We start from the raw sequence: 17,703 nt of genomic DNA on the forward strand, positions 1-17,703 counted from the left end.
TTGGCGTCTCCCCCCACGGGAGAGTCAACCGGGCATTCCGAGGTGAACGGCACGCCGGGCTGTGGGGACACCTGGGCATCAAGGTGCTTGAGCTTGTTCTCGGCGTCGGCAAGACGGCAGGTCCCGTTCGACAAGGCGCGCGTTTTCCTCTACGCCTACCGGCACAGCTACGCCCAGCGGCACGCCGACGCCGGCGTCGCACCCGACGTGCTCAAGGAGTTGATGGACCACCGCCAGCTCAGCACGACACAGGGCTATTACCGAGTCGGCCAGCAACGCCGGCGGGAGGCCGTCGAGCGGGTCACGGCCATACAGTTCGACCGCCACGCTGCGGGCAAGGCCGTGCACCGCGTCTTCGCCTCCTGCGGCCAGGAAGCGTTCCTCGAGGGCCACGTCCACGCTCTCAGCGTGCTGGGCGGTTATGTGGGTGACAGCTCTTCCGCGATCTCATGTTGCCGGTCAGGATGGTCGCTCCCGTCGAGGAGCGCGTATGGCCTGGCAGCCGCAGTTGGTACGACGCGTCGATGCCGCGGGGAACCCCGCGGCATCGCTCGGACATGCCCTGGTCGACGACTATCTGGAGTTCGTGGCGGCACGCTGCCGGCCGAACACCCTGCTGGCGACCGCCTACGATCTGAAGGTCTTCTTCTCGGTGGTGCCCAGGAGCCGGCCGACGTCGTCACCGCGGACATCTTCGCGTTCATCACCGCACAGAAGAAGCCGCGGCGAGGACCGAAGGTCGTCCGGCTCGAAGACGGTGAAGCAGGGCTCTCGGCCCGCACGATCAAGCGCAGGCTCGCCAGTATCTCGGGGTTGTTCGGCTACCTGATGACCCGCGATGACCTCGCCATCGACCGCAATCCGGTGCCGACGGGGCTGGCGACCCGCCGTCGCGGCGGCAACCGAGGGGCGCCGCTGCTGCGCACGCCCCGCACTCTTCCGCGGGTCCTCGGGCCGGGCGAGGTCGAGGCGGTGCTCGGTGCGGTGAACACCGCCCGGGATCGGGCCATGGTCCTTGCGATGCTGCTGGGCGGACTGCGCCGCTGCGAGGTCCTCGGCCTGAAGCTGGGGGACCTGTCACCGGGTGAGCGTCGGGTCTTCATCAACGAGGGCAAGGGCGGGCATCAGCGTCTGATACCCGTCTCCGCGCAGTTCTTCGCCGCGGTCGGCGACTACCTGGACTGGGAGCGTCCGCCGGTCGACCATGACCAGTTGTTCGTCGTCCTGCGCGGGCCGACCCGCGGCCGGCCGCTCTCGGCCGACGGTTTGGACGAGATCCTCGACGGCGTCCGGAAGCGGACCGGACTGGCGAAGTTGACCTGCCACCAGCTCCGGCACACTTGCCTGACCCGGCTGCGTGAGGCGGGCATGGCCCTGGAGGCGGTACAGGCCCAGGCCGGACACCGCTCCATCGAATCGACCCGCATCTACATCCACCTGGCGAACAGCTGGCTCGTCGAGCAGTACCTGCAGGCGAGCGCCGCCATCGACGCCGACCGGGCGGGCAGCTGATGCGCCGGGCCCGCGCCGCGGCCCTGCCGATCGTGCGCCCCGACCTCGTCGAGTCCTACCTCGCCCACCGGGCCGCGCAGGGCATGAACACCGACCACAAGGTCCGCTGGGGCGCCCGCGCCCTGCTCGCCGCAGTGCCCGACCTGACCGACTTCTGTCGCCTGCCGCTGGACCAGCAGCTCGCCTTCAACCACGAGACCCACCGCTTCATCAGCTGGCTGGCGGTGACCGGCAGGATGCAGCCGGGCGCCGACTACCTGGTCGCCCGCCGTCCGCGACTGGGCATCGTGCTCGCGCGAACGGAGCCGGAACTGCACCTGCGGTTCATGGAGACCGCCCGCACACTCAGCTTCCGCGACGCCGTGGCGATGACCCAGTTCAACCTGCTGGGCCACTTCATCGCGCTGTTCGGCAAACCGCCGGACCAGCTGCAGCAGAGAGACTGGGACAAGGGGCGCCGCCTGCTGCTGGAGGCAGCCCGCCGCATCCCCAACCGCGGCGTCAAGGCCCTGTCCACCGCCCTGTTCAACCTTGAAGCGACGCTGTTTCACTGCGAGTTGACCGACCAGCTCCCACGCCGCCGTTCCCCGGACCGGGCCGACACCCGGGCCATGGAGTGGGCCCAGGTCCCGCCCGGGATGACCGACACGATGCAGCACTACCTGCGGCAGATCGCCGGCACCCTGCGGCCGGGCACCGTGAAGAACGCCGAGCTGACACTGCGGGAGTTCGCCCTGCTGGTCGCTACCGAAGACACGGCCGTGACCTGCGTCGCCCAGCTCAAACGGAGGCACGTCGAACGCTATCGGCAGTGGCTGCTGGAGCGGCCGGCTGCCCGCGGCGGTCCGCTGCACCGACACACCGTCCGCGACCGGCTGAGCAAACTCCGCGGGTTCTTCAGTCGCCTGGATGAGTGGGATGCCGCCGACCGGCCGCCCCGTCAGCTGGTGTTCGACAGCGACTTCCCGATCGCGGACGAACCGCTGCCGCGTTTCCTCGACGACGCGGCGGCCGCCAAGCTGCTGGCCGCCGCCCGTAAGGATCCTGATCCGTTCGCCCGGTTGGCCATCGAGATCCTGGCCCGCACCGGGATGCGCCGCAGCGAGATGCTCGGTCTCACCGTCGACGCGGTCGTGCAGATCGGCTCCGCCTACTGGCTCCGCGTCCCGGTCGGCAAAATGCACACCGACCGCTACGTTCCCCTGCACCCGCAGCTGATGACGCTGCTGGACGACTGGCTGCTGCACCGGCCCGAAGGACTACGCTCCAACCTGCTGTTCACCGACCACGGCCGCCCCGTCAACGCCTCCCGCATCGAGGCCGCCGTCCGCAAGGCCGCCGAGCGGGCCGGCCTGGGCCGGGTCACGCCGCACCAGCTCAGACATACTCTGGCCACCCAGGCGATCAACCGGGGCATGTCCCTGGAGGCCATCGCAGCACTCCTTGGCCACCGGTCACTGTCCATGACACGTGTTTACGCGCGGATCGCCGACCGGACCGTGGCCGACGAGTACTTCGCGGTCTCGGAGAAGGTGGAGTCCCTCTACGACGCCCCGCGCCAGCTGCCGGCGGACGCGGAGGGCTCGGAGATGGCCAAGCTCCGCCGGGAGATGCACCGCCGCATGCTCGGCAACGGCTACTGCGCTCGCCCCGTCGAGATGGACTGCCACTTCGAGTCGATCTGCGAGTCCTGCACGTTCTTCGTCACCACGATCGAGTTCCGGCCCACTCTCGAACGCCAGCGAGACGACGCGGCCACCAAGGGACAGGTCACACGCGAGCAGATCTTCGACAGCTTGCTGACCCGTCTCGACGGAGAAGCTGGATGACCATGCCCCGCGTCAGGGCCGTCCAAAACGCAATCAACTCGCTGGATGCTCCCACAGGTCGGCTGCCATGCTCCACGGCGTGACGTGATTCCACTCGCCAAGGAGATTCGAAATGAGCACGCCGACAGCGGTCGAGGTCCCAAAGCCTCTGGCGGAGTCATACGCCAGAGGCTTCGGCGCGGAAGGCAGGGCCTGGATCGCCGCACTCCCCGCGCTGGCTGCTGACTTCCTGGACCGCTAGGAACTGAAACGGGACGGCGAGACCAGAGCCGGGGAAGCCTCGCTGGTGCTGCCGGTGCTGCGCAAAGACGGCACGCGCGCAGTCCTCAAATTCCAGATGCCCAGGGAGGAGACCACCGCCGCACTCATCGGGCTGCGCACCTGGAACGGTGAAGGGATGGTGCGGCTGCTCGACCACGATCCCGAGAGCAGCACCATGCTGCTGGAGTGGCTGGACGGTGCCCGCACCCTGGCCTCGATCGAGGACGACGACGTCGCGATGACCATCCTCGCCCAGCTCCAGGCGCGGTTGGTCTCCGTCCCCGCTCCGCAGGAACTGCGAACCCTCAGTGACATCGCCACCGAGATGCTGCAGCAGGTTCCGCATGCGGTCACGGCTCTGGCCGACTCTGCCGACCAGCAACTCGTGCGTGGCTGGGCGTCGGCCGTGGCCGAACTGGTCAGCGAACCCGGCGACCGGATCCTCCACTGGGACCTGCACTACGACAACGTCCTCGCCGCGGAGCGCGAGCCGTGGCTCGCCATTGATCCTGAGCCGCTAGCCGGAGATCCCGGCTTCGACTTGTGGCCAGCCCTGGACAGCCGGTGGGACGACGTCGTCGCGAAAGGTGACCCTTCGCGCGTGGTGTGACGCCGCTTTGACATGCTCACCGAGGTTCTCGGCCTGGACCGTGGGCGGGCGGCGGGCTGGACCCGGGGCCGGCTGCTGCAGAACGCCCTGTGGGACATCACGGATGGCGAGACTGCGCTCGCACCGTCCTCCATCGCCATTGCAGAATCCCTGCCGAACCGTTCCCGGCCCCGTTGAGACTGAAGATCCACGGCCGATTCCTCACGCCCTGACCGCACCGCCGCGCTCGGCCAGGCCACAACGAGAGCGTGTTGCCAGCTTCAGGGCTTGACATCGAGACCCGCATATCAGAGGAGTGCCGACCGGCAAGGTCCGTTACGACAACCTTCGCTCCGCGGTCTCCCGGGTGCTGAGCTCGCGGTCCCGCGTGGAGAACGAGAGGTGGACCGCGTTCCGGTCGCACTTCGGCATCGATGCTGCGTATTGCCTGCCCGGCATCGAGGGCGCCCACGAGAAGGGCGGGGTGGAGGGGCAGATCGGCTGGTTCCGCCGCAATCACATGGTCCCTGTCCCCGAGGTCGCCTCCCTCGCCGAGCTCAACGCGATGATCGAGCGGTGGGATGAGGAGGATGAACGGCGCCGGATCGGCTCCCGGCCACGGCCGGTGAGCGAGTACTTCGCCGTCGAACGGCCGCTGCTGCAACCGTTACCGGACGACCCTTTCGAGACGGGGAGGCTGTTCAGCCTGCGGGTGGACCGCTTCAGTCAGATCAGCGTCCGCACTAATCGCTACTCGGTGCCGGTGCGGCTGATCGGGCGGACTGTTCGGGCCATGCTTCACGCCTCTGAGCTGGTGGTTTACGACGGTCAGCTGGAGGTCGCCCGTCATGAACGGCTGATCGCCAAGGGGCAGACCCGGCTGGATCTGGACCACTACCTGGAAGCCCTGGTCCGCAAGCCTGGAGCGTTTCCCGGGGCCACCGCCCTTGAACAGGCCCGTTCCGCAGGGAAGTTCACGCCCGTCCATGACGCGTGGTGGCAGGCGGCGAAGGCTGCCCACGGCGAACGGGACGGCACCCGGGCCCTGATCGAGGTCCTGCTGATGGGCCGCCACGTTTCCCACGAACACCTGGTCGCCGGGCTTGTCTCCGCGCTCAGGGCCGGCGCCCTGACCGCGGACGCCGTCGCCTTGGAGGCACGGAAGGCGGCCGAAGCCGACGAGGTCGCGGATCTTGTCCCGGCCAAGCCGGACCGGACGAACGTGACCTCGCTGACCGAACGGCGGCTGGCCCAGCTGCCGCCCGACACCCGGCCGCTGCCCTCGGTCGCGGCCTACGACCAGCTGCTGCGAGCACGGCAGCGGGCCGATCGCCCCGCCATCCAGGGAGAGATGCCGTGACCCTCAAACGCCACCGCGGGCTGACCGAACAAGCGGCCGAAGCTGCTGTCGACCAGGCATGCCGCATGCTCCGGCTGCCCACCATCCGGGCCCAGTTCCCCGACCTGGCCGAAGCTGCCGCCCGCGACCAGATGTCGTATCGCGGGTTCCTCGCCGAGCTGCTGATGGCCGAGTGTGACGATCGGGCCCGCCGACGCTCCGAACGACGCATCAAGGCGGCGCAGTTCCCGCGGGAGAAGTCGCTGCGGGCCTTCGACTTCGAGGCCAACGGGAACGTCGACGCTGCGGTCATCCACACCTTGGCGTCCTGCGAGTGGGTCAAGAAGGGCCTGCCGCTCTGCCTGATCGGCGACTCGGGCACCGGCAAGTCGCACCTGCTGATCGGACTCGGGACCGAGGCTGCGATGGCCGGCTTCCGGGTCCGCTACACACTCGCTACCAAACTGGTCAACGAGCTGGTTGAGGCCGCGGACGAGAAGATCCTGACCAAGACCATCGCCCGCTACGGGCGTGTCGATCTGCTCTGCATTGATGAACTCGGCTACATGGAGCTGGACCGCAGGGGCGCTGAGCTGCTGTTCCAGGTGCTGACGGAACGCGAAGAGAAGAACAGCGTCGCCATCGCCTCCAACGAGTCGTTCGGCGGGTGGACGAAAACGTTCACAGAGCCGCGGCTCTGCGCAGCCATCGTCGACCGTCTCACCTTCGGCGGGAACATCATCGAGACCGGCACCGATTCCTACCGGCTCGCCAGCACCAGGGCCGCCCGAGCCCGGGACGCTGCCGCGGGTTGACCCACACATCGTCGTTACGACGGTGATCATCCACGGTCGGTGGGTCCCGGTCCCCACGTCGGCGACTGGGCCGGGGCCGGGTTGGATGCCACGACCGCTCGACGTAGTGACCATGCCCCAGCCCGCGCAGACCACAGGTGGCGAAACTTGCCGCCTGTGACGCTCAGGGGATTTTTCTGTGGATGGCGACGAGGCGTGTCTTCAGGCGTGCCAGGCATTCACGGCCGCTTTGACGTAGTCGGTGAACTCGCGCGGCTGTCGACCGAGTGCGCGCCATACGCCGTCGGAGATATGGCTGTCCATTCCGCGCCGGATCGGGCTCACAGCCTCCGCATAGTCTTCCGCCTCGGCAGCCGGCCATCCCTGGCCGGTGAGTTCGGTGACGAACTCACCGGGGGAGAGCGGGACATAGCGGATGCGGCGGCCGGTCGCCTCGGAGATTTCGGTGACGGCCTCGGCGATGGTCAGAGCCCGGGGCCCGGAGAGTTCGTACGTCTGCGCGGCGTGGCCGTCCTCGGTGAGCGCTGCGACCGCGACCGCGGCGATGTCCTCGGCATCGACGAAGGAGGCTGCGCCGTCCCCGGCCGGCAGTCTCAGTTCACCGGCAAGGATCGCGTCCCGGAAGATTCCCTCGCTGAAGTTCTGTGCGAACCAGGCGGGCCGCAGGATCGTCCACGCGATCCCGCTCTCGCGCACCGCGCTCTCTCCGTCCACGTGTGTGGCTCCGGCGATGTTGGCTTCGCCGGAGTAGCCCGGCACATCCACACCGCGCCCCGACAGCAGCACGACGCGCTCGACACCCAGCTGCGCGGCGCGCTCGACGAAGGAACGCGTGAGGAGCTGCCCGTCGAGCGGCACGAGATATACCGCCTTCACGCCCTCCAGCGCGGTGTCCCACGTGGTGCGGTCGTGCCAGTCGAAGGCCGGCTCACCGGAGCGTGATGCCACGCGGACTGGGGCCCCCTGTGCCCGTAGCCGGGACACGACCCGGCTGCCCGACTTGCCCGTGCCGCCAGTTACCAGAATCGGATGTTTGGTCATGAGGCAAGCCAAGACCCTCCTCGCGAGACGATCCATGGCTACCAAGCTCACTTCGATGTCTGCACGTCTACTGTGGAGGTGTGGATGTGCTCTCCGAACTGCTGGACGGAGTCAGAGCGCGGGGTGCCCTGTTCCGGCAGACGACCATGAGCGGGCCGTGGTCCATGCGATTCGCCAGCGGCTCACCGCTGACACTGGCCACGATGCTGCGCGGCCGGGCGTGGATCGTTCCAGCCGAGGGCGAACCGGTGCCGGTCAGCATCGGAGACACCGCGATCATCCGCGGCCGGGCGCCGTATACGGTCGCGGATGATCCGGCCACTCCGCCACAGGTGATGATCAACAGCGTCGATTACTGTACGCGCGCCGACAAAGGTGACACCGGCGACAGCTCGGACGGCTCAGCCCTGCTGCTCAGCGGTGCCTACACCGGCCGCGGCGAGATCAGCGAGCGACTGCTCCACGCACTGCCCGAGGTACTGGTGATCCCCGCCGCCGACGGCCGCTGCCCGCTGCTTGATCTTGTGGTCGAGGAGATCGTCGCGGACAGACCCGGGCAGCAGGTGATGCGCGACCGGCTGCTGGATCTGATGCTCCTCTCCACCCTGCGGACCTGGTTCGACCAGTCCGAGGCCAACGCGCCGCCGTGGTATCGCGCATGGGAAGACCCAGTAGTAGGCCATGCTCTGCGACTTCTCCATGAAGATCCGGCCCACCCGTGGACTGTGGCGAGCCTGGCAGCCAAGTCGGGGGTGTCCCGTGCTGCGCTAGCCCGTCGCTTCACCGCACAAGTCGGCGAGCCACCGATGACCTACCTCGCCTCGTGGCGCATCGACTTGGCGGCCGACCTGCTGCGCGAGACGGACGCCACGGTCGGCTCGATCGCCCGGCGAGTCGGCTACGCCAACACCTTCGCGCTGAGCGTTGCCTTCAAGCGCCTTCGCGGCATCACCCCGACCCAGCACCGCATCACGGCGCCGTCCCCCAGGCTCGGGGAATGAGAGAAGGCAACCGTTGTCAATTCTCATCGACATTTCCGAGCCGTCTGATCGCTAAGTGCTCCCAAGAACCGTCGACAAACGTTGCCCGCTCCCACTCACGAAACCAGGGGCCGTCAGCGCGTCAGTCTGAGGCGTGCCGTCTCTGCTGCATGGGAGGCGGCTTCGATCAGCCCGAGTTCGCCGGCGAGCGTCGAGACGAACGCATCGACGGCCTCGATGGCGCGGCCCTCCATGGTCTCGGGTTCGGCGAAGTACGCCGCGAACTCTCCGGCGCCGATGGTCGCCATTGCGGGCCGACGGGCCTGGTAGTCGGCCCACATCGGTCTGTAGGCGGCGCGCACCCGGTCGAGCTCGGCCTCGTCAACCTGCTCCTGCTTGAGGAGGCTGATCGTCTGCTGGCGGGCCTTCCACATGGCGATGTGCTGCTGGACGGGGACGGGCCCGTACGGGCCGGGAAGGGCTCGTTCGACCCTCGGCATGCCAGGCTGGACTGGCCAGGGTGAGTACAGCTCCGTGAGGACCGCGGTCAGTCTGTTGAGGTCGATCCGCCCGGTCCGCTCGCCTTCCTCGAGGACGAGCTGGGCGGCGCGCCGTTGCTTTAGGGTGGCTGAGGGATGGGCGAGTTGCTCAACGATGGCGCGGACGTTCTCGCGGCGCCGGACGGCGGTCGTCTGGCCGGTGGCGCGTGCGTGGGTACGCCAGGCTCGGCGCGCCTGCGGGGTGAGCACGATCGTGTCGTCGATCAGCCACAGGTACAGCACGACACGGATCAGCGACCGTTGCGGGATGCGCCCCAGCGGGGAACGCTCTCGAGCTTCGAGAAGTCTGGTGAACAACTCGCGTTGCTCCGGGGGGAAGACTCGCGGATCGCTGCCGTGCGCGCTGGTCTTGCGCGGCTCGGGGTTGGCGAGCATCCCGTCCTCGACCCAGGAGGTCACCATCCTGGGACTGGCTTTCATCACGCCCAGAGCGTGTGCGTCGGCAACCAGATCCGCCGAAGTTCCCTCGACCCACTTGGTGGCCCGATTCCCGTTCATGGCGCCGAACTTACATCGAGATTCGAGCCTCGGGAGCTGCATTCAGCGCACGTCAGCCATAAGGCTTGGGGCCAGCAGAAACTGCGCCCCGCACCGTATCCCTGCCAGGAACACGCGGTGCGGGGGCAGCCGACTCATCCCCTGAACGGAGACCGTCATGTCCCACCGTACGCACCGCCCCGTCCCGAAGCGGCGACGTGCCCGCCATCGTCTTGTCCAGGGCCTCGGGCAGGCGGCGTTCTACGCCGCTTCCGCCACTTTGGCCGGCGGGCTGGTCCGCGAGCTGCTCCACCTGGTCCACACGTCCGTCTCTTCGTGCTGACCTGGGCGCCGGGGAGATGCGGCGTCCTGCCGCGCGCGGCAGCTCCCCGGCGCCGGCTACAGGTAGAGGTCTGCAGCTTCGAGTTGAGAAGACCGCGGTTCAGCAGGGGTGTCGGGAGCAGCGCGCGGACAAGGCGGCCGTCGACCCGAGCGAGACGGCGAGCGGAGTCCGTAGCCCGGCCGCCGGGGCGTCGCACAGCGTGGCGGGACGGAGATTCCTCCCCCGCCTAAATGGGCGGAATGTCGCAGGTAGCGGAACTGGACAAGGGGCAACGCGAACGCCGACCGGGCGAGTCCGCTCACCGTCGGTGCGCGGACTCTGTCCACAGGCGCCCGCTCCGAAGATCGCTTCTGAGGCCGCCGCGATCGGCGGGGCGGCCCGTACGTGAGGAGCCGACATGCCCGACACCACGCCGCTCACTCCGATGACCCCGCACGCGGCCATCAGTGCCTTCAACTACCTCCGGGCCGTCCAGGCCGAGGACGTCGACGCCGCCCGCGAGTTCGCCGGCGCGGAGCCGCGGATGCCCGAGCTGCTCGTCGACGTCGCGACGCGGGTCGTCGTCCCGGTCACCGCGCTGCCCAGCGCGGACGCGGGCGAGCCGTGCGAGGACACCTTCGCCCTGGAGGCCCTGGGGCGCGTCTTCGTGACCTCGCTGCGGATCTGGGCGCAGGCCGGGCCGGACGCGGCGGAGGGCATCGCCCGCGCGGTCATCGACTTCGCCGCGCAGTTCCTCACCGAGGACCACGAGGATGTCGCCGACACCCTGCGCCAGTTGGAGGCCGTCGGTGTAGGCCAGGCCCTCGATGCGCATCCCGCACCGGCCGGCTCGCACCCGGTGCACCTGACCGTCGTGTAGGCGCACCGGGACGACGGTGGTGCGGTGCGGCGCGCATCGGGCCCGCACCACCACCGCGCGCCGCACCGCACCGCCCATCGTGGTGCGCTCCATCGGCATCGCCGCACCGCACCGGGCGCGCGCCACGGCCGGGTGGGCTCCCCTATCACACACCCCCTTGACCGCGACCTGATCGCCAGCCGAAACAGCCGATGTCAAGGGTGTGGACGATCGCGAAATTCCCCAGGCGGAAGTTCAGGTAATTCCCCAGCTACTGATGTGAGCTGACGGCGAGACAGTCCGTGAGCTGTTTCCAACCTACGCTTGAGCAGGTCAGATGCAAGGTGAGGACGGGCTGCAGGCGGTCGCGAGCCGGCAGGTCGGCAACGACAACGACGAAAGGCGGATCAGCGCGCCGGCTCAGACGTGCCTCGCGCCTGGTCGCGGCTGGCCACCACCAGGTATCCATCGCTCTCGGGGTCGAAGGTGGTGGACTGCACCGTGAGTCCGACGCTCCGCAACTGCGCCACGAGGTCCTCGTACCGGTAGGGCCAGATGGACAACCGCTCCGAGCAGGCTCGCACTGCCCCATCCGGCTCGATCTGGGCGACCACGATCTCGAGGAAGTGTTCCTGCTCCCAGCGCTGCTCGATCTGCCAGTAGTAGCTGATGACCGCATCGCGGTCGTTGCGGCGGATGAGTCGATCGCGGACGTCTACCCGTGAGCCGGCGGAGCGCACGAGCTCCCAGTTGCGTGAGTGGAGCACAAGGCGTCCGCCCGGATTCAGCAGCCGCGACATCGCTTCCAGTGCGGTCAGGCGCCCGGCTGCGCCCTCAGCGTGCCCGAGCGAATTGCCGACGCAGAACACCAGATCGAACGTGGAGTCCTCCAGGTGGTCGGGCAGCTCGTCCCAACTCGCGCGGAGGGCTCGAAGCGAGACACCCTGCTCGTCGGCGACCTTCTCGGTCCGGCGAACCATCCCATCACTGGCGTCTGCGGCGACCACGTCAAGGCCAAGACTCGCGAGACCGACGGCGAGCTGGCCGGTTCCACACGCGCAGTCGAGGACGCGCGCGTTGGGCGGCAGAGAGCCCACGACATCGCTGTAGTAGACCGCGGCTGCCTTGGCTGGGGTCAACCTGTCGTCCCCGATTACTGAGGTTGAACTCGTGATGTCGTGGCTGTTGGTCAGGCGGGTCTGATGGACAGTCCGGTTTCGGCGAGGCAGCCGTCTATGAGGTGGCTGCGGTACTGGATGTGCCGTAGGCCGCGTCTGATGCGCTGGACGAGGTGTTCGGGGGTGCTGAAGGCGACGTTGGAGAGCCAGCCGCGTCGCAGGAGGGACCAGATCCCTTCGACGGGGTTGAGGTCGGGTGCGTAGGGCGGCAGGTAGTAGATGGTCAGCCAGTCCCTGGCTTCCGCCCATTCCCGCAGGTCGGCGGCTTTATGGACGTTGAGGTTGTCCCAGACGAGCACGGTCGGGCCGCCGAGCTGCTGGTGGGCTGTGATCAGCAGGTCGCGGTAGTCGCGCCAGGAGAAGCTCCCGCGTTCGACGCCCACAAGAGCAGCGAATGGGTCGACGACTGCACCTTCTTCGCGCTCTTGAAGGAAGAGATCGGCACCCGCTGCTGGCCGGACCGGCTGAGTGCCCGAGCGGAGGTCTTCGCCTTCATCGAGACCTTCTACAACCGGCGGCGACTGCGGAAACATCCGGGCTGGGACTACCTCACCCCGCTGGAGATAAGACAGCGACACGAACAAGGACACGCCCTCACGGCGTAAGCATCGAGTGTCCAGCATCACGGGGAAACTTCACCATGAAGCTCCTGAGCGACTGGCTTCGCGCACGGGCTGAGCGCTGGCCCCGCAGCACCAATCCGCACCTGATCGTCACGCAGGTCACCGCGGTCGACCCCAACGGCCCTCCGGTGTCCAAGGACGGGCTGCGGTTGGTGTTCAGAAAGCTCGGTATCCAGCCCCGGAGGCTCCGCATCGACCGGCTGCTCGATGAGGCACACGAAACTGCCGACCCCGTGCACCTGATGCGCGTCTTCGGGATCTCCGACACGACCGCATTGAAGTACGTCAGAGCAGCCCACCCCCATCGATTCGGGCCAGAGCCCACCCAAGCCTGATCGGCAGTCCCGAACGTTACTGCGCAGGAGACCTACACGCATGCTGCTCGGTGCCGTTCTCTGATCCCGTTGAGCAGTTCGGGACGGGGACCGGGGAGGTAGGTGGGTGCCAGGTGAGAATCCAGCCGGCGGTAAGCGCCGCCGCGCCGCCTGCCAGGGCGATTGCACCGCCTGTTCCGATGCCTGCGGCCACCGCGCCGAAGCAGGCAGGTCCGACGCCCTGTAGCGTCATGCTGCCGGAGCCGAGCAGACCGAAGGCCTGGCCTTGGCCATCCTGCGGTAGGGCGTCCAGGAACGGCCGTTGGAGGCCGAGACCGTAGGCGAATCCGAAGCCGCAGAGCAGCAGCAGACAGGACGAGACGCCCACTCCGGGCTCGGCAGCGAAGCCGACCAGCGGCAGTCCCATCAGCGCAATCAAAGGGACTACCAGTCGCTCCCGGGTGGGCGGCCGTAGCAATCGGCCCACCAGCAGATCACCGACCAGCATGCCGACCGGCAGACAGCCCATCAGCACCGCGTACCAGCCGGGCGCGAAGTGGCGTCCTCCCGCGTAGGCGACGATCAGGCCTTCCGCGCCCGCTACGAACGCGACGGGTAGCCACTGGGCCAGCATCAGTCGTCGCACCGTGTGTTTGCGCAGCAGCAGGCCGGCACCGTGCAGGCTTGCCCGGACGGCCCCGCCATCGCCCCGAGCGCTGCCAGGTGTGCCGCCGAACTCTCCTGGCTGCAGCCGGGGTAGCCGGATGTGGATAGCGAGCGCGCAGCCGAGGTAGAGGGCGGCGCTGACCGCGAGCGCCCGGCGCGGGCCGAGTACCGCGACGGCCGCACCTCCCAGTGCCAGACCGAACAATTGCGCGCCGGAGGCAGCGATGTTGTTCAGTGAACGGCCCAGTACATAGGCGTCGCCCTCCATCGACTGCGCGACCAGCCGACTCGACGCGCCGTGAAACACCGGTGTGGTGAGGGCGACCAGCGCCACGACACCGAGGCTTGCCGCGACCGGCATCCGCACCAGGGCGAGCAGCAGGGCGGAGGCGCACGTCAAGGCGTAGCCGCCGGTGATGAGCGCGCGGGGCGGCAGTCGGTCGGCCAGTGAGCCCAGCAGCAGCGAGCCGAACAGCTGCGGGATGAAGCCGATGCCGAAGGCCAGTGCGCTCAGCAGCGCGGAGCCGGTGGCCGAGAAGACCAGCACCGAGAACGTGGTGATCCGCAGCGCGTCCGCAGTGATTGCGACGGTGCGGGTTGAGAAGAGCAGCCGGAATCGTGGCTCGGCCAGCACCTCCCGGTAGGTGGCACGGTGGTTGCCCTGCGCGGGTTCGGCGGTTGGGGTGATGACGCGCAGCCTCGCCGTGCGCCCACGCTACTCACCAATGATTCGTCGCTGGACGAATCGGAGCAGATGTCCCGCGGTAGCATGGCTGGGTGCTGCGCTTCGAAGTCTCCGTCGAGGACCTGCTGCGCAGCCGCTTCGCACTGTCGCCCGCGATGGACCTGTGCTTCCTGCTACGCTCGCTCGCCGGCCAAGACAGGCCGCTGCCGCGAGCCTGGGCCACCCGGCTCCTGCCGGCCTTTGAACGGCTTCGCCGCGAGAGCGATCTGAACGCCGCCCTCGCCCTGCACACCCCGCAATCCGGACCGAACTTCGTCGCCCCGCCCCCGCGCGGCCTCAACCAGACCTGGGCAGACGACCTGGCCATTATCCGGGCCACACCGCTGGAAGCGGCCCGCCACGAAATCGCCACCAACGCGACCGGCCCGTCCGCCCGTGATCCCCGCGTACGCGCAGTGCTGGACTCGACGGACGCCGTCTCCAGGATCGCCGAGGCGATGGACCAGGCGTGGCACGAGCTGCTCGCCACAGACTGGCCGCAACTGCGCGCGCTCTGTGAGCGCGATGTCGTGCACCGGGTGGGTGTGATCGGCGAACACGGATGGGTCACGACCATCGAGAGCCTGCACCCGAGCATCGCCTGGCAAGCCGGCGGTATCGAGATCGGCCACTTCCCCCAAGTCGGAACAGTCCGCCTCGCCGGCGACGGGCTCCTGCTGATCCCTTCGGTCTTCGTCGCGAATATCGCCGCCCACCTGGAAGACCCCTGGCCCAGGACCTTGATCTACCGTGCCCGCGGCACCGCCGCCCTGTGGGGCGAACAGGAGAGCGTCCCCAGACCGGATGCCCTGACCGCTCTGGTCGGCCGGGCCCGAGCCCGGCTGCTGTTGGCGCTGGACGCCCCGGCCAGTACCAGCCACCTCGCCCGAAGCCTCGCCATGGCACCCGGCGCGGTAGGAGACCACCTCGCCATCCTGCGAGGCGCGGGACTGCTCGTCCGCGCCCGGTCCGGACGGTCCGTGCTCTACCGCCGCACCCCGCTCGGCGAGGCACTGGTTGCAGGTTCGGGCTGAGGGCTGTGCGGACTTGAGTGGAGGGGACTGTCAGTGCACGACGCGGACCAGGCCTGGCGATAGGCTGTTTGCCTGGGTCAAGCACCCAGATCCGCCGTCACGGGAAGGCACTCGGCGAGCAGGTCGACGACGTCGCGCCAGGCTCGCTGCGCGTGCTGTGGGTGGTAGCCGACGCCGGGGACCGTGGGGTGGTCGACCGGCGGGTGGTGGAAGGCGTGCAAGGCGCCGCCGTAGACCGCGAGGCGCCAGTCGACGCCTGCGGTCTGCATCTCGGCGGTGAACGCGTTCCGTTGTGCGGGCGGCATGATCGGGTCTTCCGACCCGACGCCTGCCCACACCGGGCAGCGAACGCGCGCTGCCTCGCCCGGTCGGCCCGTGGTCAGTGCGTTGACTGTCCCGATCACGCGCAGGTTGACGCCGTCGCGCCCGAGTTCCAGCCCGACGGCGCCTCCGGTGCCGTAGCCGATGGCGGCGATCCGGTCGGGGTCGGCCCGCGATTCGGTGCGCAACACGTCGAGCGCCGCATGGCCGATGCCCCGCATCCGGTCGGGATCAGAGAGCAGCGGCATGCAACGGGCCAGCATCTCCTCGGGGTCGCCCAAATAGCGCCCGCCGTGAAGGTCGAAGGCCAGCGCTACGTATCCCAGCTCGGCGAGAGCATCGGCCCGGCGGCGCTCGACGTCGCTGAGCCCCATGCCCTCTGGTCCGAGCAGCACCGCGGGCCGGCGGTCGACACCGGCCGGGAGCGCGAGGTGCCCGATCATCGTCAAACCGTCCGCCGGGTACTCGACCGTACGCGTCGTAATCGCCGTCATGAGACTGGACTGTAGTGATCGTCGAGCCCGGCCCGGCCGCTGTTCTGCCGCTGGCAGAACAGCGCAGGTGTCCCTCTGAAATACGGGACGGGCTCGGCGCTCAGGGCTTCACGATCATCCCGTTGCCCCTTTGGCGCGTATCTCGGCCCCCCCGAGGCCGGGAGGCCCAAGGTCACAGGGCGATCAGTCCTGCCGCCGTCTCTCTGAAGCCGCAGGCATCGAAGTAGAACGATCGCAAGTGCTCTTCGAAGTCGACATGCAACCACTCACGCCCCGCAGCACGGCATCCCTCAGCAGCTGTCCTGACCAACGCGACTCCCACCCCGTTCGAACGATTGCGCTGAGCTACGACCGTGTCCAGGACGAACGCATGGACGCCGCCGTCCCAGGCGACGTTAACGAAGCCGACCAACCGATCATCTTCCCAGGCGCAGACCCAGCCAAGGCTGTGACGTTGAAGCCTTGCACGCCAGTCTGAAGCTTCCCCTTGATCGTGGACTGAAGCTTCCCCTTGATCGTGGACACCTGGAGACTGGGACCTGAGGTTCCAGAGGAAGTAGCACCAGGTGGGAAGCAAGTACACGAAGCGGTACACCGAAGAGTTCAAGCGGGACGCGATCGCGCTCGTCGACTCCTCGGGCAAGACGGTCACGGCCGTCGCCCGGGAACTCGGCATCAGCTCCGAGTCCCTGCGCGGCTGGTACCGCAAGGCGAAGGCCGACCAGGGCGAGGGCTCCCCGGGCGAGCTGACCAGCGCGGAGCGTGAGGAACTGCGCCGGCTGCGCAGAGAGAACCGCGAACAGCAGCAGGCGATCGAGATCCTGAAAAAAGCGACCGCCTTCTTCGTGAAGGAGAACGACCGGTGACCACGTTGTACCGGTTGATCCACGCGGAGAAGGCGAACTACCCGATCGTGCTGCTGTGCCGGGTGCTGCACGTGACCCGCTCCTCCTACTACGCGTGGCGCGAGGGCGGGGCCGCCCGCCATGCCCGGCAGGCCGCCGACGACGCGCTCGCCCACGAGATCATCGTGCTCCACATCGCCTCCCGCCGCACCTACGGTGTCCCGCGCATCCACGCCGAACTGCGGCGTCTGGGGCGGCGGGTGAACCGCAAGCGCATCGCCCGCGTGATGCGCGAGCGCGACATCCGAGGCGTCACCCGCCGCAAGCGCCGCTCGTTGACCCGGCCCGACAAGAAGGCGAAGCCGGCCCCTGACCTGATCGGCCGCGACTTCCACGCCGAGCGGCCCGGGATCAAGCTGGTCGGCGACATCACCTACCTGCCCACTGCCGAGGGCTGGCTCTACCTCGCCTGCTGGCTGGACCTGGCCACCCGCGAGGTCGTCGGTTATGCCATGGCTGATCACCACCGCGCAGAACTCGTCGTGGACGCCCTCGACATGGCCTACGGCCGAGGGAACCTGGAGCCCGGCTGCGTGATCCACAGTGACCGCGGCAGCGAATACACCTCGACTCAATTCTGCGACCGAATAAGGGAGTTGGGACTGCAGAACAGCTGCGGACGCACCGGATCTTGCTTCGACAACGCGGCCGCGGAGAGTTTCTGGGCCCTGCTCAAGGAAGAGACCGGAACCCGCATCTGGCCCGACCGGGCCACCGCCCGCGCCGAGGTCTTCACCTTCATCGAGACCTTCTACAACCGCCGCCGCCTGCGCAAGCACAAGACCTTCGGCTACCTCACCCCGGCCGAGACCAGACAGCGGCACCAACACGCCCTCGCGGCATAACCGACGAGTGTCCAA

17 protein-coding genes and 2 pseudogenes are annotated in these 17,703 nt (G+C 68.4%); 13 read left to right on the top strand and 6 right to left on the bottom strand.

The window, feature by feature from the left end:
• Positions 1-42 precede the first annotated feature (42 nt).
• From V8690_RS00105 to istB, 5 genes and pseudogenes are all read left to right on the top strand, one after another.
• Entirely contained in the window at positions 43-1,512 is a 1,470-nt protein-coding gene (locus tag V8690_RS00105) for a tyrosine-type recombinase/integrase (RefSeq protein ID WP_338775255.1), read from the top strand.
• On the top strand, positions 1,512-3,341 hold the full coding sequence (locus V8690_RS00110; protein WP_338775256.1) for a tyrosine-type recombinase/integrase: 1,830 nt from the start codon (positions 1,512-1,514) through the stop codon (positions 3,339-3,341). The genes V8690_RS00105 and V8690_RS00110 overlap by 1 nt, the downstream gene beginning before the upstream one ends.
• Before the next feature lie 112 nt (positions 3,342-3,453).
• Positions 3,454-4,389, top strand: a pseudogene (locus V8690_RS00115) (aminoglycoside phosphotransferase family protein).
• Between the two features lie 118 nt (positions 4,390-4,507).
• Positions 4,508-5,551 carry a hypothetical protein gene (locus V8690_RS00120; RefSeq protein ID WP_338775257.1) on the top strand — a complete coding sequence of 348 codons (1,044 nt, stop codon included), beginning with the start codon at positions 4,508-4,510 and terminating at the stop codon, positions 5,549-5,551.
• Complete coding sequence (istB, locus tag V8690_RS00125; RefSeq protein ID WP_338775258.1) at positions 5,548-6,345, top strand: IS21-like element helper ATPase IstB; 798 nt, start codon at positions 5,548-5,550, stop codon at positions 6,343-6,345. The genes V8690_RS00120 and istB overlap by 4 nt, the downstream gene beginning before the upstream one ends.
• A gap of 201 nt (positions 6,346-6,546) precedes the next feature.
• Here the strand turns inward: istB and V8690_RS00130 are convergent, their stop codons facing one another.
• Positions 6,547-7,422 (bottom strand): NAD(P)H-binding protein, encoded by an 876-nt coding sequence (locus V8690_RS00130; RefSeq protein WP_338775259.1) that lies wholly within the window; start codon positions 7,420-7,422, stop codon positions 6,547-6,549.
• A gap of 44 nt (positions 7,423-7,466) precedes the next feature.
• Between V8690_RS00130 and V8690_RS00135 the strand changes: the two genes are divergently transcribed.
• The gene (locus tag V8690_RS00135; protein ID WP_338775260.1) at positions 7,467-8,387 is read left to right on the top strand and encodes an AraC family transcriptional regulator; all 921 of its coding nucleotides are present in this window, start codon (positions 7,467-7,469) and stop codon (positions 8,385-8,387) included.
• 113 nt (positions 8,388-8,500) lie between these two features.
• Here the strand turns inward: V8690_RS00135 and V8690_RS00140 are convergent, their stop codons facing one another.
• Positions 8,501-9,466 (bottom strand): hypothetical protein, encoded by a 966-nt coding sequence (locus V8690_RS00140; RefSeq protein ID WP_338775261.1) that lies wholly within the window; start codon positions 9,464-9,466, stop codon positions 8,501-8,503.
• Between the two features lie 115 nt (positions 9,467-9,581).
• Here V8690_RS00140 and V8690_RS00145 point away from each other — a divergent pair, with 115 nt between their 5' ends.
• A complete protein-coding gene (locus tag V8690_RS00145) occupies positions 9,582-9,746 on the top strand; it encodes a hypothetical protein (RefSeq protein ID WP_338775262.1) in 165 nt (54 codons plus the stop codon).
• Between the two features lie 397 nt (positions 9,747-10,143).
• Positions 10,144-10,605: a hypothetical protein gene (locus tag V8690_RS00150; RefSeq protein WP_338775263.1), complete on the top strand. Its 462-nt coding sequence runs from the start codon at positions 10,144-10,146 to the stop codon at positions 10,603-10,605.
• 386 nt (positions 10,606-10,991) lie between these two features.
• On the opposite strand, the gene V8690_RS00155 is transcribed toward V8690_RS00150, so the two are convergent.
• Together V8690_RS00155 and V8690_RS00160 are read right to left on the bottom strand one after the other, a co-directional pair.
• A complete protein-coding gene (locus tag V8690_RS00155; RefSeq protein ID WP_338785185.1) occupies positions 10,992-11,777 on the bottom strand; it encodes a class I SAM-dependent methyltransferase in 786 nt (261 codons plus the stop codon).
• Positions 11,774-12,133, bottom strand: a pseudogene (locus V8690_RS00160) (transposase); the annotation flags it as partial. The pseudogene V8690_RS00160 and the gene V8690_RS00155, both read right to left, overlap by 4 nt.
• Before the next feature lie 54 nt (positions 12,134-12,187).
• Between V8690_RS00160 and V8690_RS00165 the strand changes: the two are divergent.
• A complete protein-coding gene (locus V8690_RS00165; RefSeq protein ID WP_338785660.1) occupies positions 12,188-12,367 on the top strand; it encodes a hypothetical protein in 180 nt (59 codons plus the stop codon).
• Between the two features lie 35 nt (positions 12,368-12,402).
• Positions 12,403-12,720, top strand: a complete 318-nt coding sequence (locus V8690_RS00170) for a hypothetical protein (RefSeq protein WP_338775264.1) — start codon at positions 12,403-12,405, stop codon at positions 12,718-12,720.
• A 16-nt stretch (positions 12,721-12,736) separates the two neighbouring features.
• On the opposite strand, the gene V8690_RS00175 is transcribed toward V8690_RS00170, so the two are convergent.
• On the bottom strand, positions 12,737-14,053 hold the full coding sequence (locus V8690_RS00175) for an MFS transporter (protein WP_338785186.1): 1,317 nt from the start codon (positions 14,051-14,053) through the stop codon (positions 12,737-12,739).
• A gap of 89 nt (positions 14,054-14,142) precedes the next feature.
• Here V8690_RS00175 and V8690_RS00180 point away from each other — a divergent pair, with 89 nt between their 5' ends.
• Positions 14,143-15,123 carry a winged helix-turn-helix domain-containing protein gene (locus tag V8690_RS00180; RefSeq protein ID WP_338775265.1) on the top strand — a complete coding sequence of 327 codons (981 nt, stop codon included), beginning with the start codon at positions 14,143-14,145 and terminating at the stop codon, positions 15,121-15,123.
• 77 nt (positions 15,124-15,200) lie between these two features.
• Here V8690_RS00180 and V8690_RS00185 read toward each other — a convergent pair whose 3' ends face one another.
• Positions 15,201-15,938: a dienelactone hydrolase family protein gene (locus tag V8690_RS00185; RefSeq protein WP_338775266.1), complete on the bottom strand. Its 738-nt coding sequence runs from the start codon at positions 15,936-15,938 to the stop codon at positions 15,201-15,203.
• Between the two features lie 566 nt (positions 15,939-16,504).
• On the opposite strand from V8690_RS00185, the gene V8690_RS00190 reads away from it, so the two are divergent.
• Both V8690_RS00190 and V8690_RS00195 read left to right on the top strand, forming a co-directional pair.
• Positions 16,505-16,804, top strand: coding sequence for a transposase (locus tag V8690_RS00190; protein ID WP_338775268.1), 300 nt, complete (start codon positions 16,505-16,507; stop codon positions 16,802-16,804).
• Positions 16,801-17,688 (top strand): IS3 family transposase, encoded by an 888-nt coding sequence (locus tag V8690_RS00195; protein ID WP_338775269.1) that lies wholly within the window; start codon positions 16,801-16,803, stop codon positions 17,686-17,688. Before V8690_RS00190 ends, V8690_RS00195 begins: the two co-directional genes overlap by 4 nt.
• Positions 17,689-17,703 lie beyond the last annotated feature (15 nt).

This window comes from Streptomyces sp. DG1A-41, assembly GCF_037055355.1.
In the GTDB taxonomy this organism is placed as follows: domain Bacteria; phylum Actinomycetota; class Actinomycetes; order Streptomycetales; family Streptomycetaceae; genus Streptomyces.

Coding starts and splice junctions, on each gene's coding strand:
- V8690_RS00110 (WP_338775256.1), top strand. CDS start 1,512: ATGCGCCGGGCCCGCGCCGCGGCCCTGCCGATCGTGCGCCCCGACCTC.
- V8690_RS00130 (WP_338775259.1), bottom strand. CDS start 7,422: ATGGATCGTCTCGCGAGGAGGGTCTTGGCTTGCCTCATGACCAAACAT.
- V8690_RS00140 (WP_338775261.1), bottom strand. CDS start 9,466: ATGCAGCTCCCGAGGCTCGAATCTCGATGTAAGTTCGGCGCCATGAAC.
- V8690_RS00145 (WP_338775262.1), top strand. CDS start 9,582: ATGTCCCACCGTACGCACCGCCCCGTCCCGAAGCGGCGACGTGCCCGC.
- V8690_RS00150 (WP_338775263.1), top strand. CDS start 10,144: ATGCCCGACACCACGCCGCTCACTCCGATGACCCCGCACGCGGCCATC.
- V8690_RS00170 (WP_338775264.1), top strand. CDS start 12,403: ATGAAGCTCCTGAGCGACTGGCTTCGCGCACGGGCTGAGCGCTGGCCC.
- V8690_RS00185 (WP_338775266.1), bottom strand. CDS start 15,938: ATGACGGCGATTACGACGCGTACGGTCGAGTACCCGGCGGACGGTTTG.